Raw genomic sequence first — 20,320 nt, 5'->3', positions numbered from 1 at the left:
ATCTAAATTAAAAAAGAAGACCCAAACGATCTTCTTCACTTATCCACAAGTGGATAATTATAAATTAATTTCTAGCATAATTGGACAATGATCTTTGCGCTCTCCTGTATCGATCATTTCTGATTTAGTTACCTGATCAGCAATTCTATCAGAAACAATATAATAGTCAATTCTCCAGCCTGAGTTATTAGCCTTGCTGGTTCTCACTCTTTGAGCCCACCAAGAATAGACTCCTTCAATATTGCCATGAACTTTTCTAAATGTATCAGTAAAGCCAAGTTTGAGTAGCTTATCAAAATCTTGTCTTTCTTCATCAGTAAAGCCAGCATTATGATGATTATTTTCAGGGTGTTTCAAATCAATTGGAGTATGTGCAACATTATAATCACCACTAGCGATTACTGGTTTACTTTTATCTAATTTTTGTAAATATTCTGTATACTTTTCATCCCAAATTTGACGATCTTCTAATCGTCTTAATTCGTTTCCAGAATTTGGTGTATAGACTTGAGTAACATAATAATTATCGAATTCTAAGGTTAAAATTCGTCCTTCATAATCCATTGTATCGGGTGCGCCAATAGTCGGCTTAGTTACTTCAGGCATTAAAGTGTTTTTATACAAAAACATAGTTCCTGCATAGCCTTTTCGTGCAGGTTCTTCAGAAGAACGCCATACATAATCATAGTTAGGAAACATTTCAGCTAAAATTTCTTGATGCTTCTTAGTCGGACCAGTAGACCGTAATTTAGTTTCTTGAATGGCAATAATATCAGGATCTTTTTCTTTAATTATATTTAAAACGCCACGTGTAAGTTGAGCACGCGGTGAATCACTGGTTAAAGCGGCATTAAGGGAGTCAATATTCCATGAAATTAAACGCATTATTATCTCTTTTCTTACCTAAATTTTTATATCACGTTCATTATACTATGAAAAGCCAGAACGCCGCCCATAGAAAAAAGCAGCCTGCTAAGACTGCTCTTTTGTGAGATATTATTAAATTGTGTTGAATATGATTTATTCGCTAGCCTTAGGACCAAATAACATTGTCATAATCCATGATACTAAGATAACTAAAATAATAGCTCCTAGTAATGATGGAACAATTGCCATTCCCGCTATTTGCGGACCCCAGGCACCAAGCAAAGCTTCGCCTAGAGATGAACCTACTAGCCCAGCAATAATATTAGCAATCCAGTTCATTGAGCCACCTTTATGAGTGATGGCTCCTGCAATTAACCCGATTACACCTCCGACAATCAAAACCCAAATCCAATGGAGCATGGGGATCGCCTCCTATTCCTAAAATATACAATAAGTAGACTATTCTAAGTCTTCTTTTACTTCAGTAGCCTTAGATTTCACCTTTCCTTTAGCCTGTTGAGCTTTTCCTTCGACCTCACGAGCTTTATCACCAGTGATTTTCCCTTCTACTTCTTTAAGCTTTCCAGCTACTTTATCCTTAATACCATGTTTGTCTTTCATCATAATCTAGTTCTCCTTTCGTTAGGACACATTAAAAGATCGTCTAGCTAGCTATTTTCAATCTTTGTTAAGTGATTAACCTAATCATATCAAGGACTAATTTATAAAGATAATATGGTGCCTTAAGACGGTTAAGCTTAAGATTTACTTAATAACTTGTTATGTACACTAATTAAAAATTAATTTTTACTATACATATATTGAAATTAATTAGCACATGTCCATCTTTCTTACTACTAAGCATTAAATCTCTATCTACTTTCCGTATATGATATATTTAGCCTAAAAAACTAGTTAGGAGAACCTTTTATGATTAGCGTATATGATAAAAATGGACAAATGAAACACAATAACTTTTTAATGGCTAAACTCATAATTTTAGTTCGTCCCACTTCTAACGAACTAAATGAGATAGAAAAAGCAATCGGTTGCGATCATGACATTTTTGCTAAGGAATTCTCTGCTACCGAAGTGTCGCATTTTAATTCTTTGCCCAACTGTAAATTAAAAAACGCACAGATTTTTGTCTCTTTTAATTTTGATCCTAGCCAAAGCCAAGTAGAAGATGCAATTTACCCCACAATTGCAGTTTTTAATTCTCAACAATTAATCTTAATTTTACAAAAAACACCGACTCCTACTTTAGAAGATCCAAAATCAATTGTTAACTTATCGATTGAAGATCTTTTAATTAAGCAATTACTCTATCAAAATCAGTGCTTTAATAAAGAACTTAACAAAATAAAACAACAACTTGATCATTTAGATCGGGCAGCAAGAACGACTACTAAAACTAAATCTTTAAAGGAAGCAACTGATTTAACTAGAACTTTGGTTTACTTTAATCACACAATGGATGATCAGGCTTCTTCTATTGAATCTATAATTGACTTTTTTAAAGAGAAAAAGTCTGTCAACTCAAACTTGGTTATTGATTTGCTTCTTTCTCAACGTCGACTTACTAAGAAAATTAAAGTTTATCGCGATCTTTTAGAATCAATTAATGGCCTCTTCTCGGCAATGATGGATAATCATTTAAACAACTTAATGAAATATTTAGATTCCCTTGCCTTAATTATTTCAATTCCAGCTTTAATTAGCGGTATCTGGGGTATGAACGTTGGCGGATTGCCTGGTAAGGAGAATGAACTTGGATTTTTATGGGTAACTTTATTTGGGGCTACCTTAGCCATTATTTCAGCTTTACTTTTGCGCAAAAAGAATTATCTAAAATAATTCTGCCTATGCTTTTAACTTACAACAATCAATTTTTAGATTTTAAATACGGATATTGAGCACGATCGGGTATCTCATCCCATACGACGGTATGCCCTGCACCATGAGAACAAAAAACAGAATTAGGCGTATTGTTAATATCAGAAACGGGATCGTAATTTGCATCCGCAATAACTTCACCACTATTTTTACATTCTTGATATCCTGTAAATAAACATTCTAATTGACCCCTGCCGTGTGAATAATTCCTAACTTCAGTCGCATAGTCTTGCATCTGTGCCACTGGCGCTTGACCAGTAATTGTTACGATATTGGCACTACTTTCCCCAATTTCAAACTTTCCGCCCATTTTCTCAATATCATTAATTGCCCGACCAACCTGTTCTTGATTAATCCTTAAAGTAAATTGATACCAAGGCTCAAGTAAAGATACTTGATTTTGCACTTTTAATTCCATTAAACCTTGTCGCACTGCACGATAGGTCGCCTCTCTAAAGTCGCCACCTACTGTGTGTACATTGCTGCCGCGACCACCAATCAGGATAATTTCAACATCAGTTAGAGGAGAGCCGATTAAAACACCCAGATGCTCTTTATTAGCTAGACTCTCCATCACCTGGTCTTGCCATTTCTTAGGCAATACTTCTAGGCTGCACTCATTTTTAAAAACTAAGCCGCTGCCTAGTTTACCAGGCTTTAGCAATAAGTGAACTTCTGCATAGTGCCGTAAAGGTTCAAAGTGACCTACCCCTTCAACTGAAGACTTAATACTTTCTTGGTAAAGAATCTTGCCCTGAGTAAATTCAACCTCTAAGTTAAAGCGATCATACAAAATCTGCTGAAGAATTTCTAACTGGATCTTCCCCATTACATCAATGCTAATCTCTTCTGCCTGCTTGTCCCACTTAACGTGCAATTGCGGATTTTCATCTTCTAGCTGTCTTAGAGCTGTTAGCGTCGCATGTGTCTTATCTGGTGCAGTCTGAACTGCATAAGTTAGAACTGGCTGCATTGCAAAGTTCGTTTGATCTCTTTCAAAGCCTAAGCCTTGACCAGGATAGGTAGTTCTAAGTCCACTTACAGCAACGATTTCGCCAGCTTGAGCCCTAGGAACTACCTGATATTTAGTACCGTTATAGAGACGAATTTCGTTTACCTTTTCATCAGGCATTAGCTCAGTCTTGGCCTTTAATTCCCCACCAGTAACTTTAAGCCAAGTTAACCGCTCGCCCTTCTCATCGTGAGAAATCTTAAAAATACGGCTAGCAAATTTCTCAGGATACTCTATTTTCTTAGTCCACTTATCTAGTCCCTGTAAAAATTCAGCTACGCCTTTTAATTTTAAAGCTGCACCAAAATACACTGGGAAAATTCTTCTTTGAAAGATCAAATCTTTGATTTCTTCATCTTTTATCTGACCAGATTCTAGATATTCTTCTAAAATTGACTCATCTGTTGTAGCAATTTTTTCATAAAAATCGGAATCTTCATTCTCAAACTCAACACAGTTGTCATCGAATGTACTTAAGTTGTGAAGAACCTTCTCCTTATCAGCCTTTAAAGTGTCCATCTTATTAACAAAAATAAAAATTGGAATCTTGTGATTTTTCAATAAGTTCCAAAGCGTCTGTGTATAAGCAGTTACGCCTTCACCAGCCGACACAACTAAAATTGCGTAATCTAATACGCTAAGTGTCTCTTCCATTTCTTGAGCAAAATCAATGTGGCCAGGAGTATCTAAGAGAAGTAATTCGCTATTTTCATTTTGAATGCGCGCCATGTGAGAAAAGATCGTAATTCCGCGTTTCTTTTCTAAATTATCATTGTCTAAATATGCAGTTCCTTTATCAACTGCACCTAATTTTCTTAACGTACCACTTTTGTAGAGCATCGCTTCTGATAAGGTAGTTTTTCCCGCATCTACATGAGCTAAAATTCCTATTGTTAGTTTTTTCATTAGTTTATTTTCGCTGATTGTAAAATTAAATTGAACACTTGATAAAAAATAAAAAGTCCATTCGGACCTGTTTGATAGAATGTTAATAACCACAAAAACTTTCTATTGGAGGTCAAAATGGACTCTTTACATTCTACCATGAACCAGCACGTTAAAGGCAAGCATTTATCATTTGAAGAGCGAGTTATTATTCAATTGCGTTTGAAAGATGGCTATTCTTTGCGTGCAATTGCCCGTGAACTTAACTGTTCTCCTTCTACTATCAGCTATGAGGTTAAGCGTGGCACTGTAAAACTGTATCATGGTAAAGTCAAAAAATATAAGGCTACTCAAGGGCATGATGCATATAAAGCTCATCGTAAAAATTGTGGGCGCAAATCAGACTTTCTCAGGAAAGCTCAATTCATGCGCTATGTCCACAAGCATTTTTTTAAAGATGGCTGGTCGCTTGATGTGTGCAGTAATCGTGCTACTGCTGTTGGCGAATTCGCTAGCAGCGATGTTGTCTGCACCAAAACTCTTTATAATTACGTTGATCAAGGCTTATTAGGAATTTATAATTACGACTTGCCAGAGAAGCTTAAACGCAATACTAAGCTTCATCGTATTCGCAAAAATAAGAAAAAACTTGGCAGAAGCATTGAAGAACGTCCTAAAGAGATCAATAAACGTAATGAATTCGGTCATTGGGAATGCGATTTAGTTCTCGGACATAAGAGCAAAGATGATGAGGTACTGCTAACCTTATCTGAGCGTATGAGTCGTGAGTTTTTAATTCTTCGTATTCCTGACAAGACTTCTGTCAGTGTCATGCAGGCCTTTAAAGAACTCCAAAGGCAATACAGCGAACATTGGAATGATATTTTTAAAACCATTACCACTGATAATGGCTCAGAGTTTGCAGATCTTTCCAACCTAGAAAAAGTATCCAATACACTGGTTTACTATGCCCATCCTTACACTTCTTGTGATAAGGGAACAGTTGAAAGACACAATGGTCTTATTCGCAGATTCATTCCTAAGGGAGAAGCAATAGCTAACTATTCTTTACAAGACATCATTAATATTGAAACCTGGTGCAATTCTTTGCCAAGAAAGATACTGGCCTATCATACACCAGATGAAATCTTTGAAAGAGAATTAGATCTAATCTATCAAGCAGCTTAACTAAAAGTGTTCAATTTATTATTGCAATTTGCGATTAGTTTATTTTTCCAAAAAATATAGATAGTACTTTTATTATAGCCTATTAAAAATTACTTTGATTTATTGTCATGAATTTCAAAAGATTAATTAAATATTTTGTCTATATTGACGCCTTAATCTTCATGGATATAATATAAGTATTTATAAAAAAGCGATTAAATATATATTAAAACTAATATACACAATAATCTGTATTCAATTTTATAACGAACAAAGGTATTCACCATGACTATCCCTTCATTCTTTAAAAAAATACTATCTAAAAATAAACTGTTATTTCTAGCTCTGATACTGACTAGTGCATTCGCATCCCTAGATGGAGTTATTTCACCCTACATAATTGGAAAAATAACTAACACACTTTCTCAAAGGAAATTCAATGATATTCCCAAAATTCTCTTATTATATCTTGGTTTAATGCTTTTTTTGAATATAAGTTTTTATCTTTGGCAACTTTGCTAGGGAAAACTTACCAAATATAGCAACCAATTTTTACGTTCAAGAGCTTTTAATAATTTCAATGATTCCCCTAGTGAAAATAAAATGACTAATACGTTAAACTTCATTAACGTCAATGTGAAGCAAATTGAAAGTCAATGTATTGATTCTACTATTATGTTGATTTACTGTATTGAACAAACTATTGTCTCGCTTATTTATATTCTAAGTATAAACGGTATTGCAGCTTTAGTTTTTCTAATTTGCGGTTTATTACCTGCAACGATCCCTCGTTTAACACGAAACTGGATTCAAAATGGAACTAAAAGCTGGAATCAGAGTTATGAGACCTATAACTTAAAAGTTAGTGATGCTATACATGGATTTAATACTATTAGACATGCTAATGCCGACGCAAAATTTAAATTATTCATTAAAAAAGCTCTATTGATAGAAGAAAAAAAGTATTTCTTTATGAATTTTCGTCGTAATACCTCTAACTTTTTTGCTCAAGTCTCATATACTATTTCTATGGTTATTTCTCTAGCCGTTGGATCTTTTTTCGTAGTTAATGGTCAAATACTTGTTGGAGGGTTAATTTCACTTTTTCTTGCTTCCGATCGCTTGACGAGTCCCATTATTTCAATAGTAAACATTACTAACCAATTGAATTCAGTTAGCCCACTATTAAAAAATAAAGCACTACAAAAACCGATATCTAAGCAATTCAATAACTTGTCATTTGTAAATCTTCCTGACCAACAAAAGATTGTTTTTGATAATTGTACTCTTGGATATGATAATTTTGCTATATTAAAAAATATTAATTTTAAAATTTTTAAAGGAGATAAAATATTAATAACTGGCAAATCGGGAATTGGTAAATCAACCTTATTTAAAAGTTTATTAAATGAATTACCTTTAATTAAAGGAAAAATCCTAGTTGATAATCAATTAAATAAAAGTAATTTTCTTTCTAATTTTGGAATTGTAGGTCAAGATACATATATTTTTGCGGAATCATTACGTTTCAATCTAACTCTAGGTAAAGATATTCCTTCTTCTCAGCTAATTAAAGTTTTGAAAAAAGTTAAGTTAGAATATTTAGCAAATAAAAAGCATTTAGACACACCAATTGGAGAAAAGGGATTATCTTTATCTGGCGGAGAGAAACGAAAAGTAGAGATTGCTCGAGTATTATTAAATAAAAAGGAATTTTTACTTGTTGATGAGGGTTTATCAGGTCTTGATGATGACAGTCGTAAGCAGGTTTTTTCTCTCTTACAAAGTCTTCCCCAAACAATTATTGAGATTGAACATACTATGAGTATTGAGGATAAACAAAAATTTAATCAAGTTGTTAATTTAGTCGCTAAATAATAGCTAATAAACTAATAAAAAGGAAGTTCAAAATAGAACTTCCTTTTACTTATGAATTATATTTATGAATTGCAATAGCTAGAGTATCGTCTACTTAATTAATAAAAAATATAACTTCTAACAATCTTAATCATGGCTTCTACTAGAGCTATTTCACACCATTAATATAGCACGGTTTTGCAAATTATGAAAGCGATTTACTTTAAAAGTATTTAGTTTAATCTACCATAATCGTGCAGCAATTTATCCTAAATATGGATACTGAACATGACTTGGTACCTTGACCCGCGCCATGGGAGCAAAAAACGGAGTTAGGAGTATTGTTAATGTCAGATAGTGGATCATAAGCCATTTCTTCAATAATAGCAGCACTATCTTTGAATTCTCGATAGCCCAAGAATAAACATTCTAGCTGTCTGCTACCATGAGTGTAGTTTCTAACTTCAGTAGCATAATCTTGCATCTGCGCTACCGGTGCTTGACCGCTAATCGTAGTAACACTCCCACTACTTTCTCCAAGTTCAAAGTGTCCACCCATTCTCTCAATATCATTAATTGCTCGGCCAACTTGACCCTGACTAATACTTAAAGTGAATTGGTACCAAGGTTCAAGTAAATAAACCTGTTTTTTAGCTTTTAACTCCATTAATCCTCGCTGCACTGCACGATAAGTTGCCTCACGAAAATCTCCGCCAACCGTATGAACATTGCTTTCCCGGCCTCCAACTAGAGTAATTTCAAGATCTGTAATAGCTGAACTAGTCAAAATGCTTAAGTGTTCCTTATTAGATAAACTTCCCATCACTTGATCTTGCCATTTTTAGGCAAAACTTCTAAACTACACTTATTTTTGAAAACTAAGCCCCTTCCATTCTTGCCCTGAGGAAATTCAACTTCTAAGTTAAAGCGATCGAGTAATAGTTGCTGGAGAATCTCTAATTGAATCTTACCCAAAACCTCAATACTTATCTCTTCTGTCTGCTTGTTCCACTTAACATGGAGTTGGGGGTTCTCATCTTCAAGCTGTCTTAGTGCTGCCTGCAAGCAAGCATTTGTGTTAGTGGAGTCGACTTTTACTGCATAAGTTAGAACCGGCTGAACGGTAAAATTAGTCTGATTATTTTCAAAGCCTAATCCTTGTCCGAGATATGTACTTTTCAAGCCACTGACAGCAACAATTTCGCTAGCTTCTGCCTGCGGAATAACTTGATACTTAGTGCCGTTATAGCAACGAATTTCATTCACCTTTTCATCGGGAAATATTTCGGTCTTGGCTTTTAAACTACCACCAGTAATTTTTACTCAAGGTAATCGTTCACCCTTTTCATCATAAGAAATCTTGAAAATCCTAGCTCCAAAGTCATTTGTATACTTTCTTTCATCAGTCCACTTATCTAAGCTCACTAGAAATTCATCTATTCCAATTAATTTTAAAGCTGCTCCAAAATATACTGGAAAAATTTTTCTTTGATTAATTAATTTTTTGACTGCATTATCTTCTATTTTTCCAAGTTCTAGATATTGATCTAAAGTAGTTTCATCTGCAGTAGCTACTTTTTCATAAAAATCTTCATCTTGATTGCCAAACTCAATAAAATTGTCATCCAGCTCATTAAGTTGCTTAAGAATATTTTCCTTATCAGCCTTCAAGGTATCCATTTTATTGACGAAGACAAAAACTGGAATTTGATGCTTTTTTAGTAAGCTCCAAAGAGTGCGAGTATATCCAGTTATCCCCTCACTGGCTGATACAACTAAGATGGCATAATCTAAAACACTTAACGTCTCTTCCATTTCTTGAGCGAAATCAATATGGCCTGGCGTATCTAAAATTTGTAATTCACTATTACGGGTTTGAATGCGCGCCATGTGAGAAAAGATCGTAATTTCGCGTTTCTTTTCTAAATTATCATTGTCTAAATATGCAGTTCCTTTATCAACTGCACCTAATTTTCTTAACGTACCACTTTTGTAGAGCATCCCCTCTGACAAGGTAGTTTTTCCGGCATCTACATGGGCTAAAATTCCTGTTGTTATTTTTTCATTTTTCTAGTTTTCTAAATGCAATCGTAGTAAATTGTGGTAATTTCTCTTTATTATAACTTAATAATGTAATTGAAATTATTATCATCCTATAGCATGATAGAATAAATGCTAAATAAAATTATTATTAAAAAATTAAATTTGAGGTACACAGAATGACAATTGGTGAAGCATTACTAAATCTCAGAAAACAACTAGGATTAAATCAAACAGAAATGGCTGCAAATGTAGTCTCAACCTCTTTTTATTCAAAAGTTGAAAGAAATATTCATGATATTGGGACTAACGATCTCCTTCAAATTCTTAATAAACATCAAATAAACGCTACCTATTTTTTTGAAAATCTAAATGATAAAGAAAATATCTCAGAAGATATTATGGATAGAATTTCTGTAGCTTTTGAGCAAAAAAGCAGAGATAAATTATTAAAAATAAAACAGGAGATAGATTTACTTCCTAATAATCGCCAAACTGAATATTATAAATTGCAATTGCAACTTACTTTAGAGGTCTATCTCCTTAAAGCTAAAGAAATTCCAATTGAATTAAAAAATAAACTGAAACAATACATTCTCGTCAACAACAATTGGAATATTCATTCCCTTCAAATTTTTAGAGAAACAATGCGTATCTACGATATAGATGAGCTGAACTTTTTAGTAGGTACTATCTTAGCGAAATATTCTAATCCAAATATTCTACAAAGTTCTTTGCAAGAATGCATTGGCGCAATCTGTATTAATTACCTAGATAATTGCTACGAGAAAAACTCCACAAAGTTAATCCAAGAGGTATTATCATATATCTCAACCATTAATAGCAAAGGCTCCGTTCTATTTATAAAGCTACTTGGAAAATATTATGCGTCTGTTTTTCAAAAGGATCCTGCTACTTGTCAGGAAATAACTAACGTTTTAAAGCTTGCAGGATATAGTGATTTTGTAAGTATGTTACCGAAAGTATAGTATATTCATCTATCTGGCTCTTTTATATCTTAACGATCCTATCAAATTTCTGTTTGTTTTCATCATGTAGCTGGTGGCTAACAAAAATAACTGTAATATCTGGCTGACTCAAAAAGATATTTTCAACATTCAGAGCACTTTTCTTATCTAAACTACTTGTACTTTCATCTAATAAAAATAGTTTTCTATTTCGTAGTAGACCACGAGCTAAAGCTAATCTCTGCTTCTGTCCTCCAGACATTTTTGTACCATTTTCGCCAACTTTTGCATTTAATCCTGCTGGTAACTCTTTAACATAATCAAGCAAATTAGCTTTTCTTAAGGCATCGAATATTTCTTGATCGCTAAAGTGCTCTCCTAACTCTAAGTTATAACGAATTGTCCCGTTAAATAAATATGGAATCTGATCCACATAAATCAAGGTTTCTCTAATGGCATCATAACTGAGAGTTTTTTCATCTTGATTATTAATTTTAACTGACCCCTGATAATTTTTTATTTGACCTGAAATTATTTTTAAAAGTGTACTTTTACCACTACCAGAATCGCCATCAAGAGCAATCTTTTGATTTTTACTTATATGTAAATTTAATGGTTGCTTAAAAACTGGTTTATCTCCAAAATAAATTTGTAGATTCTCAACATCTAAACATTGAAAATCATTATTTTCAAGTGTTCTACCAATTTGCTTAGGCTTACTTTTATCATCAAGACGATATTTTTCAAAAATTGGTGTCAATGCAGTCATTTCTGCCCACATTGGTGCAATCGCAGCTAATGAATTAAAAACATTGTAGGACAAATTTCCTGAAGATCCGATTACACCAATTGAGATACTTTTTTGAAGAGCTAGAAAACCAGTCCAAGCTTCAATACCAGTTTGTCCTAAAATATTTGAAAAACCAGCAATATTATTAGCTACTGCTTGATATTTCGCTTGTCGTACTTTCTTACCAATTAAGGTCATCGTGGCACCAGTAATTCTATTTTCAAGTTGTCTCTCAACGCCAAAAATAGAATATGTTGTAAAACCTCTCAAGCCATCATTAATAGTACTAAGTAAATTTTCATTAGCTTGAGTAGTTGATAAACTCGCACTAGCTAATCTATCATGAACAATTTGTGGTAAAAAAACTGTTAAAAATGAGACTAGTAAAATTAAAGGTATAAATGTCCAAGAAAATTGTAGTAAGGCAATAATTGAAAATAATGGGTCGGTAATAATTTGAATAGATTGTAAAATATTATAAAAACCATTATTTTCGATTGTATTTATATCATTAGTTAGCCAGGAAGCATAGACTCCTGTATCTTTTTCCTGGTATTTCATAATTGGCTTATTAGCAATTTGGCGAACAATATCCTTTCTTAAATCCAAGCATAAAAATTCAATTGTTTTAGCTGTTTGAATTTGAAGCAAAATTAGAAAAATGGATAGGATTGCAAACACTCCAATATCAATCATTACCCAGTTAAAAAAGTTATACATCTGTAATTTGATCAAAGAATTTAGAATATTTACATTGATTAGTGCATGAGTAACACGCAAAGCAGAAGTAATAATTGTTAGGATAATTACAACTCCAACCTTTAATGGTTCCTTTTTTAAATATCTCAATAAGTATTTCATTTTCTTCACCTCTATCATCATTTTTAGATAAAGAGGTTAAAATGTTCTTAGTTTATCGTATTTGAACACAACTTTCGTTAACGAAAATTATCCTAAATATTCTTAATAAAAACTTATCTACACTTTATCTCAATTTCGTAATATGATTAATATCAAAATATAGTTTAATTTTTATAAGAAGGTTCGAAATATGTTTTCACTTTTATTAGCCTTATTAATCATTTGGCTTTTCTGGAAACTAGGAATTGGCATTTTGAAGATCGTCGGTTTCTTAATCGTGATCGGATTGCTATTTGCCTTCGTTTCTTATCTAGTATTGCCTCTTCTGGCTTTAGTTGCCTTAGGCGGCTTATTAGGACTAGTGTTTTCGCATTAACAATGGGTCAGCTCTCGCGCTGACCTTTTTTGTACTGATAGCATTTTCTTTGACTTTACTATCTATCTTCTCTAGACTGAAAGAAAATAGGTTAATATATTTAATTCGAGGTAATCTATATGCCAATAAAAATTATTACAGATTCAACTGCAAATATTACAGCTGATCAAATTGACGGAATTGATCACGTTACCGTTCCTTTATCACTTCACGTTGATGGCAAGCTTTGGATGGATACACCGGATATTGATTTAGATAAGTTTCTTTATACTCTAAAGCATACTAAAAATAAATCAACTTCTGCCTGTCCAAATGTAAATGACTGGCTTAAGGCCTTCGAAGGTAGTGATGAAATCTTCGTAATCACTTTAACTAGTGCACTTTCTGGTAGCTACAATTCAGCTACACAAGCCGCAAAGATATATCATGAAAAGAATCCAAAGGCTAAAATTTTAGTATTTGATTCTCGTTCAGCCGGTCCTCAATTAAGACTACTTGCTGAAAAAATTGCTAGTTTAGCAAGTGCTGGTAAGTCCTTTGAAGACATCGTTAAAGAAACAGAAGAATATCAACACAAACTTGATTTAATGTTTGCGTTGCAGGATTTAACCAATCTAGGTAACAATGGACGGATTACTCCAGCTGTCGCTAAAATTGCTGGTTTGTTAAAGCTTTTCGTTATCGGAACTGCCAACAATAAAGGCGAATTTGAACTTTTGGGTAAGGCACGCGGGGCTAAGAAAGCTAGAAGAAAACTTTTAGATGAAATGGTCAAAGCCGGCTACAGAGGTGGTCGCGTTCAAATCGATCATGTTCAAAATGAAGGTTCTGCTTTAAGTATGAAAGAAATTATCTTAGATAACTTCCCAGATGCTAAAGTTACTCTCGGCGAATGCGGTGCCCTTTGCAGCTTCTATGCTGAAGAAGGCGGCTTAATGGTTGGTTTTGAAAAAGAATAAATAGTAACACAAAAGGAGTGCTTAAGCACTCCTTTTAATATGCCTTTTTAAAATCGTTTTGCATTAATTTAACAAATTCTGGATATGTTTCAACTTCAAATAAGGGATGAAGTCCAATATTATCCTTACGATGCCGGTGATTATACCAGATACTATCAAATCCATATTTTTCAGCACCTAAAATATCTGACTGTAAACCATCCCCAAAGAATAAAGTTTCATTTGGGCCAATCTCAGTCCTACTAAAGAAATAATCAAAAGCATGTGGATTTGGCTTAGAATAATGAGCTTCCTCAGACGTTACAATCAGATCAAAATAGTCCTTAATTCCAGCCAACTCTAAACGATGACGTTGCATAAATTTTTCACCGTTACTTAATACAGTTAACTTATATCCCTGCTTTTTAGCAAATTTAAGCATGTCTTCCACACCAGGCAACAACTGATGAGCCTCTCCAAAATAAGAGCGATATTCATTCATCCATTCATTTCCATCTACATCTAAATTAAAATGCTCTTTAATAAAATCATGAAATGTCATCTCACTTAATTTCTCATAAGTGATTTCGCCAAGCTCAAGTCTGCGCCATAATCCTTGATTATAGGTATGATATTGCTTCTGCAAATCAGAAGAAAGGGGCAACTTATGCGATTTAAACAATGCATGCAAAGATGAATCTTCCGTAGCAGCAAAGTCAATCAAAGTATCGTCAACGTCAAAAATTAATTGTTTATATTTCAAGTAGCAACCCTTCTTCTATTTAAATTGGTAATTTTGATTATAGCAGAAGATAGTAGAATTTAGTTTTTCAAATTACTTAAAGATTAGTGGTAAGATTATAATTGAATAAAAGTTAATATATTGTTAGAGGGAAGCAATACTATGACACGTGCACAAATGAAACAAGCTGCTAAGGATCAGCTACGTGGCATTGAACAAAGCATGTCTAGGAAAGGCTGTTCTCCAGACGATGGGCTTATGGAAGGCTTCTTTGGCATACTTAAAAGAGAGATGTTTTATGGCAAAGAATCAAACTATGCCAATCTGAATGAATTAGAACAAGCGATTAAAGATTATATTCACTTCTATAATTACGAAAGGACAAAGAGTAAACTAAAAGGACTGACTCCGATTCAATATCGAAATCAATCCTTAGTTGCATACTATTAATAAAGTGTCCAATTTTTGTGGGTCACTACAGTCACTACATTGTAGCGGTTATTTTTTATTCATCAACTAAAGTAATTCTTTCTTTATGGTGTTCTGGGTGAACAATTTCATTTACAACTAAGCGTGCCATCGTGCCTGAAGTTACTTTAGATTCATTATCATCGTTGTAGAGCAAAGTATTGTTACCTAACCTGTAGCCAGCTGCTTCTGGACCTGCTTCAAAAGTTAAGGCTGGTGAAATTCCAAGCCAATCTACATCTTCAACTTGCTTTAAGTAATTTAACTCATTCAATTGCTCTTTTGGCGTATTAATCCAGTTTTCAGAGCCAGTTAACTTCTTAATATCTTCAACAACTAGGTGGTTATCAATTCCAGTTCTAAGACTACCAGCACCTAAAATGAAGATTACCCTAATATCTTTATTCTTAGCTAAATCACATAATTTAGTAGCAAGTTTTACCTGATCTCTTGCCTTTTCTGGAATAGTTCCAAAAGCATCAACAATCACATTAAATTCTTGAAGTAAGCTGTCATCCATTGTTAGTACGTCACCAATTAAAAGCTTAGCATCCTTACCTAAGACTCTCTTAGCTTTATCTTCATCTCTAACAATACCAGTTACTTCTAAATCTTTATTTTGACTAGCTAATTTATAAATTGCACTTCCTGCCATACCAGAAGCTCCAATAATACCGACTTTCATTATTGTTTTCTCCTCTCTGTATTTTATCTGTTACCTTAGCTTAGCATGAAAAACAATAAATGGGATAATATTTGGTTTTAAAAAGCAAAATAAATAAAATAGAACCTATAACTACCATATAAAATCTTGGAGAGTACAAATGATTATTGGAAAAAATCGGCGACAAGTTATTTTAAACATCAAAAAAAGCGTCAAAGAGAAAAATTTTAATGCAAAGGTTGAGCCAAATGATCCAATTTTAAGTAAAAAAGAACGCTTGAACTTAGTCAAAAACTTTTGGACTAATCACGATAAATTGTTTTCTAGAATAATTAATTTAATTGCCCGGGGAATTCTGAATGTTGGAACTCCTATATTAACTTTTAATACTAAAATTGATAATCCTACTTCACTTAAAAATCTTTCTTCAGCTATTGTTACTTGTAACCACTACAACCAATTCGATTGCTTACCGCTCAAGCGACTAGCAATGAACTACCATAAGAGACTGTACTTTGTCATTGAAGATGCCAACCTTAAGCTTCCTAACTGGATTGGATTCCTAATGAGAAATATTGATAGTATTCCTGTTACTGCTAGCATAGAGTACTTGGGGCGAGACTTACCAAGACATTTAGAACGAATTTTGCTTAGAAATAATTGGATTGTAATCTACCCAGAGCAAGAATTATGGCAAAATTATCGCAAACCTCGCCCCTTGCAAAAAGGTGCCTATTATTATGCAGCTAAAATGAACGTTCCCATTATTTCTTGTTTTGTCGAAATTAGAGACACAAAGAAGCGAGAAAAATTGCATCCTGAATTCAATAAAACACGCTGGATTCTTCATGTTTTGCCAACCATTTATCCTAATCCCAAGCTTTCAATTGTTGAAAACGCACAAAAAATGCAAGAAATTGACTACCAACAAAAGAAACAAGCTTATGAGAAGGCTTATCATAAAAAATTAGACTACAAATTCACAGACTGGGACATTGCTGGTTATAACAAAAAATAGTTTTTCCGCCCTAGAACAACAGAAAAACTATTTTTAATTAAAAGTAATCATAGAATGAAACTCCGCTCTTAACAAAATCATTGTCAACTGGGTGATTTTCTTTAATAAAACCTAATTGAACTGCCTGTTTCAAAGTCAAATGGCCTAAAAGTACCTTGGTCCAGTTAGTTAGAGAAGCGGTATAGTCTGGCGATGTTTTTACTTTTTTTACCTTATTTTGGTCAATCATCCAGACACCGTTATTTTCATCAATAATATCATCGTCAGTGATTTCAATAGCTAATTGGTTTTTATTTACTACAGGTACAGCCTCTAGGATCTGCTTCACATTGATTATTCTAGTCATCATATAAGGCAGCGTATTTACAGTAAAGTCCTTCGTGCTCTGGGAAAAATTCTCCTAATAAGCTTTCTTCAGGCATTTTTACATAGTATTTCAAGTCACTTGAGCTGCGGCTTGCAATAATACTTAATAGAGCTTGAGCTGCTTGCGGAGTTTGATAATACATTTCCTCTACTTGAAAGTTACGCTCAACAATCCGATAAAACATATACCCCTGCGGCTGGTTGTTTTTATCAAAATAAACACAAACTGATCTTCCTGGATAATAAGTATCTAACCTATCCCACCACTCTGAACGTTCAACCGTATTTCTTTGATCAGCTTGATTGAGTTTAGCCTGATAAAGCTTAATTACTGCTTCTTTTAAGGTTGAGTCGCTCCATTTCCGCGTATCACTTTTCCTTCTTTGACAGGTTTAAAGAAGCGTAAGTAGGCAGGATCAATTTGATACATTTCTTCATAAATAGCATTTTCATAACCATAACGCCAATAAAAAGTTTCTGAAAATGGTGCTAGGTTCGAAATTGCATAATTTGACCATGTAATTCTAAAATAATATCCTTCATCAGGCCACGGTTTTCGGGATAGGAAGCAACATAGCCGACGCCTCCCATTTTAACTTTTTTAGCAAAAATTCTACTCTTAAATTCATTTACCATAATATAGCTAGCAAGATCGTCATCTTTATATTCACCAAATCCCATACTGTGGTTATAACGACTTAAAAAATTAACATCTTCCCGTACATCATTTGCTTTTACCTTTTCTAACACTTCGCAATATATTTCTATATCTTATTATACTAAGATAAAAGAGCAAACAAAAAAGTCCTAACCATCAGGCTAGGACTTTTAACATGTGCTGACTAAAGGATTCGAACCTTCGACCTCATCATTACTAATGACGTGCTCTGCCAACTGAGCTAAGTCAGCATTCTCACAACGTCTATTAGTATAGCAGATGTTACTAGTGAAAGTAAAGCACTTTTTTTCTTTAATCTTCGTCTTTTACTACTTTTATTCTATGAACTGCAATTAGTGACATAAAGATACCGAAGAAAACACCCGAAATCAAGTATGTGGGAAGCATTATCCATGTCCACGAACCATCAGTATAACTAGTTAAGAATTCTAAAATTAACATCAGTATGCCAAAGATTGCACCTGATATCATTCCTCTTACCCATGCAGCTTTTTTAGCCTCAGGTACTTCATCTTTCTCTACTTCATTATCTGTTAATTGAGCCTTTCTAGATTGCCCCATTATATATGAGCTAACTACCATTAGCATTACAACAAAGCTACCAGAAAGGAAAAGATATGCCACATTAGCTTTATACATTGAAAACAAAACCATCGAAATTAAGAACGCTACATCCATACTTAAGAAAAATATAAAGAATGCACGATTACCAATTTGATTCATAACCTGTCGTTTTTGTTCATCAAGTGGACCAGAAATTCCGTACCAAAACTTCATGTACTTCTCAAACTTAGTTTCCTTTGCTTCCATCTTTAGCATCTCCATCCCAAAATAACGTATTTAAATCTGTATTTAACTCATGCGCTAGCTTTAAACATAAGTCTAATGAAGGATTATATTTATCATTTTCAATTAAACTTATTGTTTGCCTAGCAACATCTATTTTTTTAGCTAAAGCCATCTGTGATAGGCTCTTTCGCTTTCGATATTCTTTAACTCTGTTCACGGTAATTCTTTCTTTTATCTCAACAAGTCATATATATGTGACTTTTTATACTTTAAGTATAATATATTTTTTGAAATTGTCAATTATATATGACATATTTTACTAACAAAAAAGTCCCAACCGCTTGGTTAGGACTTAAACATGTGCTGACTAAAGGATTCGAACCTTCGACCTCATCATTACTAGTGACGTGCTCTGCCAACTGAGCTAAGTCAGCATATCCATATGACAGTTAATTATTTAACCATATTATCTGTTTCTACACAAGAGTTTTTTTACTTTTTACTTAAATGAATATCTGACTAAATCTAGGCTACAATAAAAACATATCTGTTAAATAGAAAGGTTTTATTATGGTAAGTTTAACATCACTTTCAACTGAATTAGATTGGTTACTAAGAATTTTAGTTGCTGCTCTTTGCGGGACAGCAATTGGTTATGAACGTGCAACTCAAAGAAAAAGCGCAGGCATTAGAACTCACATGGTTGTTGCTGTAGCTTCTGCTCTATTTATGCTAGTTTCAAAATATGGTTTCTTTGACCTACTATCGCTACATGATATTTCCCTTGATCCATCAAGAATTGCAGCTCAGATTGTAACTGGTATTTCATTTATTGGTGCGGGTACAATCCTAGTTAGACGAGAACAGATTTCTGGTTTAACTACTGCAGCTGGTGTTTGGGCAACTGCTGCAATTGGTATGGCAGTTGGTGCTGGAATGTATGTCATTGGGATTGTCAGCACAGTCTTTTTATTTATCATCCAAATTATTTTTCACGATGATACATTTATTAACTTTATTATTCTTCATGTTCGATTCAATGTTCAAATTGAAGCTAATAATCATCCAGACATTCTTAATGAACTGAAAAAAGAGCTTTCCTTAAATGAAGTTGAACAAATTTCTATCAAAATTATTGACGTAACTTCTGCACATATCGTCGTTAATGTTGACGGAGTAATCAGAAACAGAAAAGATGAGAATGATATTATCCTAGCCCTTGAGAAAAACCAAAATATTCATCGAATTAATTCTACTCATGGAGCTAAATAAAAGTATAATAACCGCTTTCAAAATATGCTAAGATATGCATGTAGCTTAATATAATAAGTTACATGCTTTTTTAAATATTAATTGATTAGAAATACTGAGGACTTTATTATGAGCGATATTTACACTTTATGGTATGTCTTCGATCCACGGACAACTATTATGCACTCTGATCGAGGCTTTAGTGTTAATCCAGAAATTGGCTTTAACACTTTCGTCGATATTAATGGTAACAAGGCTAAAGATATGGCTTGTCCTGCGGATCCTACCCGCGCAAATATTTAGCTGATCGATACGCGCAATATGCTTCAATACATCCTCGTCGTTTGTGGATGGAGGATGGCTTTAGTAAAACACCAGAAGAATTTCTTCCACATGAAAAGAATTGGGCCAGTCTTTTATCGAGTTTTGGTTTTGCGACAACTATTATTCCTGTTCAAGCTGATCTAACAATCGAAAATCAAATTATTGCAATCGCCAGTCAACTATTGCGAAACCTCATAAACGAACAAATCACAAACCTAATCACTAAAAACCGGGTTCTTCTTGATGGTGAAAGTATCCAAGTTTTACTAGATAGAAATTTAGGCAATTTACTTCATATTCAAGATGCACAATAGCATCTAGCCAAGAGTAGCTATCAACCATTTGAACAAGCTGATGGCGTT

The 20,320-nt window shown here is 33.6% G+C and carries 22 protein-coding genes, 2 tRNA genes and 2 pseudogenes; 11 read left to right on the top strand and 15 right to left on the bottom strand.

Features of this window, described 5'->3' with window-relative positions; genetic code table 11:
- Positions 1-57: 57 nt before the first annotated feature.
- The 3 genes from H1A07_RS00190 to H1A07_RS00180 form a co-directional block, all read right to left on the bottom strand.
- A complete protein-coding gene (locus tag H1A07_RS00190) occupies positions 58-885 on the bottom strand; it encodes an exodeoxyribonuclease III (protein ID WP_094523666.1) in 828 nt (275 codons plus the stop codon).
- A 135-nt stretch (positions 886-1,020) separates the two neighbouring features.
- Positions 1,021-1,287: a GlsB/YeaQ/YmgE family stress response membrane protein gene (locus tag H1A07_RS00185; protein ID WP_094496405.1), complete on the bottom strand. Its 267-nt coding sequence runs from the start codon at positions 1,285-1,287 to the stop codon at positions 1,021-1,023.
- Positions 1,288-1,326: 39 nt separating this feature from the next.
- Positions 1,327-1,488, bottom strand: coding sequence for a CsbD family protein (locus H1A07_RS00180; protein ID WP_172972192.1), 162 nt, complete (start codon positions 1,486-1,488; stop codon positions 1,327-1,329).
- Positions 1,489-1,797: 309 nt separating this feature from the next.
- On the opposite strand from H1A07_RS00180, the gene H1A07_RS00175 reads away from it, so the two are divergent.
- Positions 1,798-2,724 carry a magnesium transporter CorA family protein gene (locus H1A07_RS00175; protein WP_210145026.1) on the top strand — a complete coding sequence of 309 codons (927 nt, stop codon included), beginning with the start codon at positions 1,798-1,800 and terminating at the stop codon, positions 2,722-2,724.
- A gap of 28 nt (positions 2,725-2,752) precedes the next feature.
- Here H1A07_RS00175 and H1A07_RS00170 read toward each other — a convergent pair whose 3' ends face one another.
- Positions 2,753-4,681 (bottom strand): GTP-binding protein, encoded by a 1,929-nt coding sequence (locus H1A07_RS00170; RefSeq protein WP_210145025.1) that lies wholly within the window; start codon positions 4,679-4,681, stop codon positions 2,753-2,755.
- 117 nt (positions 4,682-4,798) lie between these two features.
- Between H1A07_RS00170 and H1A07_RS00165 the strand changes: the two genes are divergently transcribed.
- Positions 4,799-5,848, top strand: coding sequence for an IS30-like element ISLjo1 family transposase (locus H1A07_RS00165; RefSeq protein ID WP_011161461.1), 1,050 nt, complete (start codon positions 4,799-4,801; stop codon positions 5,846-5,848).
- A 582-nt stretch (positions 5,849-6,430) separates the two neighbouring features.
- Positions 6,431-7,705, top strand: coding sequence for an ABC transporter ATP-binding protein (locus H1A07_RS00160; protein ID WP_244974140.1), 1,275 nt, complete (start codon positions 6,431-6,433; stop codon positions 7,703-7,705).
- Positions 7,706-7,948: 243 nt separating this feature from the next.
- Here the strand turns inward: H1A07_RS00160 and H1A07_RS10440 are convergent.
- Positions 7,949-9,742 (bottom strand): annotated as a pseudogene (locus H1A07_RS10440) (GTP-binding protein).
- 161 nt (positions 9,743-9,903) lie between these two features.
- On the opposite strand from H1A07_RS10440, the gene H1A07_RS00150 reads away from it, so the two are divergent.
- The gene (locus H1A07_RS00150) at positions 9,904-10,713 is read left to right on the top strand and encodes a helix-turn-helix domain-containing protein (protein ID WP_210145024.1); all 810 of its coding nucleotides are present in this window, start codon (positions 9,904-9,906) and stop codon (positions 10,711-10,713) included.
- A gap of 22 nt (positions 10,714-10,735) precedes the next feature.
- On the opposite strand, the gene H1A07_RS00145 is transcribed toward H1A07_RS00150, so the two are convergent.
- Entirely contained in the window at positions 10,736-12,343 is a 1,608-nt protein-coding gene (locus tag H1A07_RS00145; RefSeq protein WP_210145023.1) for an ABC transporter ATP-binding protein, read from the bottom strand.
- 190 nt (positions 12,344-12,533) lie between these two features.
- On the opposite strand from H1A07_RS00145, the gene H1A07_RS00140 reads away from it, so the two are divergent.
- A complete protein-coding gene (locus tag H1A07_RS00140; RefSeq protein WP_004896308.1) occupies positions 12,534-12,719 on the top strand; it encodes a hypothetical protein in 186 nt (61 codons plus the stop codon).
- A gap of 119 nt (positions 12,720-12,838) precedes the next feature.
- Positions 12,839-13,678 carry a DegV family protein gene (locus tag H1A07_RS00135; RefSeq protein WP_210145022.1) on the top strand — a complete coding sequence of 280 codons (840 nt, stop codon included), beginning with the start codon at positions 12,839-12,841 and terminating at the stop codon, positions 13,676-13,678.
- A gap of 34 nt (positions 13,679-13,712) precedes the next feature.
- Here H1A07_RS00135 and H1A07_RS00130 read toward each other — a convergent pair whose 3' ends face one another.
- Positions 13,713-14,420 carry a YjjG family noncanonical pyrimidine nucleotidase gene (locus tag H1A07_RS00130; protein WP_057718187.1) on the bottom strand — a complete coding sequence of 236 codons (708 nt, stop codon included), beginning with the start codon at positions 14,418-14,420 and terminating at the stop codon, positions 13,713-13,715.
- A gap of 183 nt (positions 14,421-14,603) precedes the next feature.
- Between H1A07_RS00130 and H1A07_RS00125 the strand changes: the two are divergent.
- Positions 14,604-14,849: pseudogene (locus H1A07_RS00125) on the top strand (transposase); the annotation flags it as partial.
- A gap of 55 nt (positions 14,850-14,904) precedes the next feature.
- Here H1A07_RS00125 and H1A07_RS00120 read toward each other — a convergent pair.
- Complete coding sequence (locus H1A07_RS00120) at positions 14,905-15,552, bottom strand: NAD(P)-dependent oxidoreductase (protein WP_057718189.1); 648 nt, start codon at positions 15,550-15,552, stop codon at positions 14,905-14,907.
- Between the two features lie 139 nt (positions 15,553-15,691).
- Between H1A07_RS00120 and H1A07_RS00115 the strand changes: the two genes are divergently transcribed.
- The gene (locus H1A07_RS00115) at positions 15,692-16,549 is read left to right on the top strand and encodes a 1-acyl-sn-glycerol-3-phosphate acyltransferase (protein ID WP_057718190.1); all 858 of its coding nucleotides are present in this window, start codon (positions 15,692-15,694) and stop codon (positions 16,547-16,549) included.
- Positions 16,550-16,586: 37 nt separating this feature from the next.
- On the opposite strand, the gene H1A07_RS10020 is transcribed toward H1A07_RS00115, so the two are convergent.
- The 7 genes from H1A07_RS10020 to H1A07_RS00090 all read right to left on the bottom strand — a co-directional run bounded on the left by H1A07_RS10020 (position 16,587) and on the right by H1A07_RS00090 (position 18,817).
- Positions 16,587-16,898, bottom strand: coding sequence for a sterol carrier protein domain-containing protein (locus H1A07_RS10020; protein WP_244974136.1), 312 nt, complete (start codon positions 16,896-16,898; stop codon positions 16,587-16,589).
- Positions 16,888-17,244, bottom strand: a complete 357-nt coding sequence (locus tag H1A07_RS10505; protein WP_420889514.1) for a GNAT family N-acetyltransferase — start codon at positions 17,242-17,244, stop codon at positions 16,888-16,890. Before H1A07_RS10505 ends, H1A07_RS10020 begins: the two co-directional genes overlap by 11 nt.
- A 160-nt stretch (positions 17,245-17,404) precedes the next feature.
- Positions 17,405-17,665 carry a GNAT family N-acetyltransferase gene (locus H1A07_RS10005; protein ID WP_244974134.1) on the bottom strand — a complete coding sequence of 87 codons (261 nt, stop codon included), beginning with the start codon at positions 17,663-17,665 and terminating at the stop codon, positions 17,405-17,407.
- An 86-nt stretch (positions 17,666-17,751) separates the two neighbouring features.
- Positions 17,752-17,824: transfer RNA gene (locus tag H1A07_RS00105), tRNA-Thr, on the bottom strand.
- Between the two features lie 61 nt (positions 17,825-17,885).
- Positions 17,886-18,404 (bottom strand): DUF3278 domain-containing protein, encoded by a 519-nt coding sequence (locus H1A07_RS00100; RefSeq protein ID WP_210145021.1) that lies wholly within the window; start codon positions 18,402-18,404, stop codon positions 17,886-17,888.
- Positions 18,385-18,600: a helix-turn-helix transcriptional regulator gene (locus H1A07_RS00095; protein ID WP_094503099.1), complete on the bottom strand. Its 216-nt coding sequence runs from the start codon at positions 18,598-18,600 to the stop codon at positions 18,385-18,387. The genes H1A07_RS00100 and H1A07_RS00095 overlap by 20 nt, the downstream gene beginning before the upstream one ends.
- 144 nt (positions 18,601-18,744) lie before the next feature.
- Positions 18,745-18,817, bottom strand: a tRNA-Thr gene (locus tag H1A07_RS00090).
- A 136-nt stretch (positions 18,818-18,953) separates the two neighbouring features.
- Here H1A07_RS00090 and H1A07_RS00085 point away from each other — a divergent pair.
- The 3 genes from H1A07_RS00085 to H1A07_RS09995 all read left to right on the top strand — a co-directional run bounded on the left by H1A07_RS00085 (position 18,954) and on the right by H1A07_RS09995 (position 20,272).
- Positions 18,954-19,655, top strand: a complete 702-nt coding sequence (locus tag H1A07_RS00085) for an MgtC/SapB family protein (RefSeq protein WP_094499261.1) — start codon at positions 18,954-18,956, stop codon at positions 19,653-19,655.
- A gap of 108 nt (positions 19,656-19,763) precedes the next feature.
- Complete coding sequence (locus H1A07_RS10000) at positions 19,764-19,937, top strand: hypothetical protein (RefSeq protein ID WP_244974133.1); 174 nt, start codon at positions 19,764-19,766, stop codon at positions 19,935-19,937.
- A gap of 47 nt (positions 19,938-19,984) precedes the next feature.
- Complete coding sequence (locus H1A07_RS09995) at positions 19,985-20,272, top strand: hypothetical protein (protein WP_244974132.1); 288 nt, start codon at positions 19,985-19,987, stop codon at positions 20,270-20,272.
- Positions 20,273-20,320 lie beyond the last annotated feature (48 nt).

The sequence above is a fragment of the Lactobacillus taiwanensis genome, from assembly GCF_017894345.1.
In the GTDB taxonomy this organism is placed as follows: Bacteria; Bacillota; Bacilli; order Lactobacillales; family Lactobacillaceae; genus Lactobacillus; species Lactobacillus taiwanensis.
This window is presented reverse-complemented; position numbering and strand designations above follow the sequence as displayed.